Consider the following 5526-nt stretch of genomic DNA (forward strand, 5'->3'; position numbering starts at 1 on the left):
TGACGCACGACAAGAATAATGGATAAGCCTCTGCCTTGTCGCCGCATTGCGGTTCCGTGCATACGTTCCGCAGGCGGGGTACCCACCCGGTGCAGTCGGCGTGAAACGGGATGTTGTCCGAGCCGCAGGCGAGTTTCGTCCCGTTTAGCCGGCAAGCCGTTGGTGGGTCGCCGAGGGACAAAGCACTAGCCTTTTGCTTCCTTTTGGCCAATGCCAAAAGGAAGGACAAGCCCGGGAGCGCGCGGCAGTAGGAAGCTTCGGCCAAAAGTAAGGCAAGCAATCTGCGATTGCGCGCAGAATAAAAAATTAAAGAACACATAATTTAAACAAAACGAAATACTGATTCACATAATTAGCTCATTAGCGCATGACAAAAAACAATACAAATCCTGTAACTATCTGTTATACTGCCCCCCTTCAGGGTGTTTTGATAAAAACAGGCTTGGTTTGAACAACTTAACTTCTGATTACAACATCAATTACTTCCGTACAAACTGTCCGAAAACGGACATATCACAAATACATAAACGGCTAATTATAAGCAATATAAAACAACGGCACGCGACTTGATAATATATTACTGAAATAATAAAAACATCCAAAATGGACAGGGAAATACCACTAGACGAACAACGCAAAGAAAAGCGCAAACAAATCATTAAATACGGAGCAGTTGTAGCGGGAGTTATTACAACTATTATTATTGGCATAAACCTTCTGCAAAGTTCAGTATCATCTAAAAATATAGCGATAGGCACTGTCGACAGAGGCACCATAGAAGTAACAGTAAATGCTTCGGGAAAAGTTATCCCGCTTACCGAAGAGATTATCGTGTCTCCTATCAACAGCCGTATACTGGAAGTCTATAAAGAAGCAGGCGATTCGGTAAACGCGGGCGAACCTATCCTAAAACTGGAATTAGCATCTATAGAAACGGATTACAAACAAAAACTGGATGAAAGAGAAATGAAAAAGAGCAAACTCATCCAGTCACAGGTAAGCCTTGACAATACGATATCGGACCTGCAAATGCAGCTACAGGTAAAAGAAATGAAGCTCAAACAATTGCAAACCGAACTAAAAAACGAAAGCTACCTTGACAGCATTGGAGCAAGTACGTCAGACAAAGTGCGTCAGGCCGCATTGAACTACGAAGTAGCCAAACTCGAATTCCAACAGCTAAAACAACAGATAGACAACCAGAAGAAAAACGCCGCGGCAGAAGTAAGGGTGCAACAACTCGACCTGAGCATATTCGAAAAATCCCTCTCGGAAAGTGCGCGCCTGCTAAAAGATGCCCGCGTACTATCGCCGCAAAAGGCTACACTTACTTACGTAAACAACCAGATAGGTTCGCAAGTATCGGCAGGAAAACAAATCGCCATAGTTTCCGACCTGAGCCACTTTAAGGTACAGGCCGAAATAGCGGACAGCTACGCCGAAAAACTGAGTTCGGGAGCAAAAGCCATCATAAAAATAGGACAATTACAACTCGACGGTACCGTTGTAAACATAACCCCATCTGTAAAAAACGGAGTAATCAACTTCACTGTTATGCTCAAAGATGCCGGAAACTCACGCCTCAGAAGCGGACTGAAAACGGACGTATACGTCACTCACGGCATACAGGATGATGTAGTCCGCATACCTAATTCTTCCTACTACATAGGAGCAGGAGAATACGAAATGTGGGTTATCAAAGGCAACGAAGCAGTGAAACAAAAGATAAAGCTGGGAGAAAGCAGCTTCGAATATGTAGAAGTTGTAAGTGGACTCGAAGTCGGGGAGCAGGTAATAATTTCGGATATGAACCAATATAAAAACAAACAGAAACTAAAGATAGAAGCCCCCTAAATCCCCCAAAAGGGACTTAGGCAAAGCCACGGAGCCCCTCCAACCTCTCCAAAGGGAGGCTTAGAGCAAAGCCACAAAAATAAATGAAAAACGAAAAATAAAAAACCAATACCCTCTCTGTAAGTCCCCCTTGGGGGCAGAGGGGCTAAAACAACAAATAATATGTCATCAATCATTAATCTACAGAGTATTACTAAAATTTATCGTACGAAAGAGGTCGAAACAGTTGCATTGGAAAATGTAAACCTGGAAGTGGAAAAAGGTGATTTCCTTTCCGTTATGGGTCCTTCCGGTTGCGGTAAAAGTACCATGCTCAACATTATGGGGTTGCTGGATATCCCCAGCAATGGAAAAGTCCTTATCAACGGCACTGAAACAAACAATATGAAGGATAAGGAAATGGCGGAGTTCCGTAACAAAACGCTTGGATTTGTTTTCCAAAGTTTCCATTTGATAAATTCACTCAACGTACTCGACAATGTGGAACTCCCCCTCCTCTACCGTAAATCGGGCGATACCAGCCGCCGCGAAATGGCCAAACAGGTATTGGAAAAAGTAGGCCTGTCGCACCGTATGAAGCACTTCCCATCGCAGCTATCGGGCGGACAATGCCAGCGTGTAGCCATAGCCCGTGCCATTATAGGCAATCCGCAAATCATCCTTGCCGATGAGCCTACAGGCAACCTGGACAGTAAGATGGGTACAGAAATTATGGATTTATTGTTCGAACTGAATAACGAAGGAACAACCATCGTGATGGTAACACACGACGAGCACATAGCCAAAACCACAAAGCGTATTATCCGCTTCTTTGACGGCAGGCGTGTAGAGTAAATTACTATCAGTGTATTGGCGTCAGGTATATCCCGTATTATCGGCTACTATCCCTGATGTAATGAGCCAAGGCTTTAGAATAACATAGAACAAATAGCATCATGTATAAAATCTATTTCAAACAAGCTATAGAAATGCTGAAACAAAACAGGTTTATCAGCATTATTACCATCACAGGCACGGCATTGGCTATAATGATGATGATGGTCATCATTGTTACCGACTCTATAAAGCATGTAAATATAGCGCCTGAGGTAAACAGGGACAGGACATTTTATGTAAAACGCTATACAAAGAAGCATAAAGATGAATCGAAGCAAGGATGGTGGCAAAGTACTCCGGACTATGACTTATACAAGAGCTATCTGTCCGGCTTTAAAACACCGGAATATACTACAGCCGTAGATAAAGCATGGAATGGCAACCAATTTATGGTAAAAAAGGATAATGCAACCGAACATTTCCTTGCCGAGATCAGGCTTGTTGATGCCGCTTACTGGCATGTAATGTCTTTCTCTTTCATAGAGGGTAAACCCTTTACTAAAGAAGACTTTGATTCGGGCATACACAATGCGGTTATCTCCGAAAATCTGGCAAAAAAAGTCTTCGGAAATAACGGAGCTCTGGGCAAAAACATAGAAATAGACTTCAATACATACAAAGTTGCAGGCATCATAAAAGATGTACCTCAAACCTTTACGTACGGATATGGAGAAGCCTATATACCGTATACAGCCAAAAACGGATACGAAAACCGGAGTTATCACATATTATTCTTATTGAAAGATAAAAATGACTCGGCAGCATTAATTGAGGAAATACAGGCTTCGCAACGCAAATTCGACAGTCTCGATCCCGAATGGAATATAACCTTTCACGGGCCTAACAGTCACAGACAGGCGCTGATGGATGAAACCCGGGATATGAAACCCGATGAAAAAAGAACATACCGGAAAATGATATTTATCTTCTGCGTTCTGCTCCTCATTCCGGCGGTCAACCTGTCCAGCTTCAGCATGTCGCAGGTAAAGAGACGGATAGAAGAGATCGGCGTACGAAAGGCTTTCGGGGCAAAGAAATATATCATCCTTATCCAGATTTTGTTCGAAAACCTTATTACCACCTTTATCGGAGGTATCATTGGGCTGGTCTTATCATATTTCATCGTTATATGGCTCAAGGAATGGCTTTTGGATGTGGGAGCCGAGAGTTCTATACCTATACACGCTTTGGTTTCATACCCGGTATTGCTGGGAGTATTGGCAACATGCTTCATTCTCAACCTGCTTTCGGCAGGGATACCGGCCTACAAAGCATCCAACTTGGCAATAGTTGATTCCATTAACAAAAAAAATATGTAAACCATGATACGGCAGATTTTCAAAATAATATGGACAGAACGAAAGATCAATATATGGATATTGTCCGAGCTTGTATTGGTATTTTGTATCCTCTGGTTTTGTGTAGATTATATATACTTTTTCACAAAACGCTATCTGGAACCTACAGGCTATGACATAGAACATGTATATAGTATCAATCTGGGAGTACAGGAAGAAGGAAACCGGATAATAAACAATGGTAGTGAAGATGAGAGAAACTCACAGTTGAATACCCTTTGGACTATTATCGACCGTATAAAGAAATATCCTGATGTAGCATATCTAAGTTTATCTTACGATGCTATTCCTTATTCCGGAAGTTTTAGGAACAATACTTTCACATTAGATTCTGTAGTGGATAATATACAAATCAAGACTGTTGTACCTGAGTATTTTAACGTTTTCGATATTGACATACTGCAAGGGAATATAGCTGATTGGAACAATCGCAATAGCATCGTAATTAGCGGAGACAGAGACAATCTGTTTCTAAAAAGAGATGCCGGACAAATAAAATCACTTGACTTCGGAGAAGAAGAAAATGAAAACGTTATCGGAGTAGCAGAACCCACCAAAAGGAGTGAATTTAACAAGAGTGAACCCGTTGTTTATGTACTATTATCCAGAAATGATGCAAAAGCGATAGATACAAACGGCTACACCGAAATTTGTGTACGGGTAAAGGCCGGTGCAGATAAAGACTTTGCCGAAAGGTTTACCAAAGATATGCAGGAGCAAATAGCCGTGAATCCCTATTTCCTTTCATCGGTTGTACCCATCAGCGATATAGGTAAGAATTTTGCGAAATGGACCGGGTATGACAGTAATTTTAAAAGTATATTTTCTATCACAGCCTTTCTTCTTATCAATATTTTTCTGGCTGTGGTTGGTACTTTTTGGTTTCGCACACAGACGCGCCGCAGCGAAATAGGGTTAAGGGTAGCCTTAGGCTCCCCACACCGTAACATACAATTGATCTTCATACTGGAGACTGTTATTTTAATATTCTTGGCTAGTGTTATAGCTGCCATTGTATGTATAAATGTATCATTAATAGATATCCTCAAGGATATAGGGGTACCAGCAGTAGACCGCAATGAGGCTCCGGCAGGTATCGGCCAGTATTTCATCAATTATGGCATAACATTCCTTATACTGGCTGCAATCTCTATCGTTGCAGTCTGGTATCCATCAAGGAGGGCGTCAAAGATACAACCGGCAGAGGCATTACGGGATGAATAAAGTTGCGGTAAAATTGTCTTATTTAAGTATGAATACGAATCAGTAGCTGATAACTGAAAAACGTTCTTTCATTTTATGCACAAAAACCATCATAGTTTAAACTTTTTAGCATTGGCTCATACTGCCGCGCCCTCCCGGGCTTGTCCTTCCTTTTGGCATTGCCCAAAAGGAAGCAAAAGGCTAGTGCTTCGTCCCTCGGCGACCCACCAACGGC

4 protein-coding genes and 1 pseudogene are annotated in these 5526 nt (G+C 42.1%); 4 read left to right on the plus strand and 1 reads right to left on the minus strand.

The features are described from left to right. A pseudogene (locus D0T84_RS08310) lies at window positions 1-319 on the minus strand (hypothetical protein); the annotation flags it as partial. 284 nt (window positions 320-603) lie between these two features. On the opposite strand from D0T84_RS08310, the gene D0T84_RS08315 reads away from it, so the two are divergent. From D0T84_RS08315 to D0T84_RS08330, 4 genes are all read left to right on the plus strand, one after another. Continuing rightward, window positions 604-1854: an efflux RND transporter periplasmic adaptor subunit gene (locus tag D0T84_RS08315; protein WP_163307421.1), complete on the plus strand. Its 1251-nt coding sequence runs from the start codon at window positions 604-606 to the stop codon at window positions 1852-1854. 171 nt (window positions 1855-2025) lie between these two features. Then, window positions 2026-2688, plus strand: coding sequence for an ABC transporter ATP-binding protein (locus D0T84_RS08320; protein WP_370525475.1), 663 nt, complete (start codon window positions 2026-2028; stop codon window positions 2686-2688). 101 nt (window positions 2689-2789) lie between these two features. Then, on the plus strand, window positions 2790-4049 hold the full coding sequence (locus tag D0T84_RS08325) for an ABC transporter permease (RefSeq protein WP_163307423.1): 1260 nt from the start codon (window positions 2790-2792) through the stop codon (window positions 4047-4049). A gap of 3 nt (window positions 4050-4052) precedes the next feature. Beyond that, window positions 4053-5312 (plus strand): FtsX-like permease family protein, encoded by a 1260-nt coding sequence (locus tag D0T84_RS08330; protein ID WP_163307424.1) that lies wholly within the window; start codon window positions 4053-4055, stop codon window positions 5310-5312. Window positions 5313-5526 lie beyond the last annotated feature (214 nt).

The organism is Dysgonomonas sp. 521 (genome assembly GCF_010501055.1).
GTDB lineage: Bacteria > Bacteroidota > Bacteroidia > Bacteroidales > Dysgonomonadaceae > Dysgonomonas.